This window comes from Vibrio genomosp. F10 str. 9ZD137, from assembly GCF_049974785.1.
In the GTDB taxonomy this organism is placed as follows: domain Bacteria; phylum Pseudomonadota; class Gammaproteobacteria; order Enterobacterales; family Vibrionaceae; genus Vibrio.
Window position 1 is genome coordinate 1 of the sequence record NZ_JBNGCJ010000904.1, and the last position, 568, is coordinate 568.

The window sequence follows — 568 nt, forward strand, 5'->3', positions numbered from 1 at the left end:
GAATCTGTCTTAAACGCCTTGTTAGCCCACTACTCGAAGGTTTCATGAAATTCAACTTCACCTGCTAATTTGTCTTCAGTAAACCTGATTGATTGAAAGTATTCAGCAGGGGCTCCTTGATATGTTAGCTCTGACTCAACTTCAAAGCCTACACGTGAATAATAGTTTGGGTCTCCAACTAGAACACAGCATTTAGCCCCATTTGCAGACAGAAACTCCAAGGCTGATTTTAGTAACGCAGTGCCATACCCTTTGCCTTGAGCACTGGGTGAAACCGCTAGCGGACCGAGACCGAAATACGAACCATTGAAACCATTAATCTTTATTGGGGAAAGAGCGAGATGACCAACAACTGCGCCAGCATCTTCAACAACCAAGGATAGAACTAAGGCATCATTTGCTCGTAGCTTTTCAGCTAAATACTGCTCTGTACCAGAATAGTACGGTTTGCCCAAGAAAGCTAACTTCGTTATCTCTTCAATTTGTGCATAGTCATTCGAACATTCGTTCCTTATGTTCATAATTCATGTATTCCTTATGTGGGCTAACGCCCGCTTAAGTGGTGAGC

Annotated in this window: 1 protein-coding gene; it reads right to left on the reverse strand. The window is 43.0% G+C overall.

Going from position 1 to position 568, the window contains the following annotated elements:
• Positions 1 to 29: 29 nt before the first annotated feature.
• Positions 30 to 521 carry a GNAT family N-acetyltransferase gene (locus ACP45E_RS20075; protein WP_017037711.1) on the reverse strand — a complete coding sequence of 164 codons (492 nt, stop codon included), beginning with the start codon at positions 519 to 521 and terminating at the stop codon, positions 30 to 32.
• Positions 522 to 568 lie beyond the last annotated feature (47 nt).

Coding starts and splice junctions, on each gene's coding strand:
- ACP45E_RS20075 (WP_017037711.1), bottom strand. CDS start 521: ATGAACATAAGGAACGAATGTTCGAATGACTATGCACAAATTGAAGAG.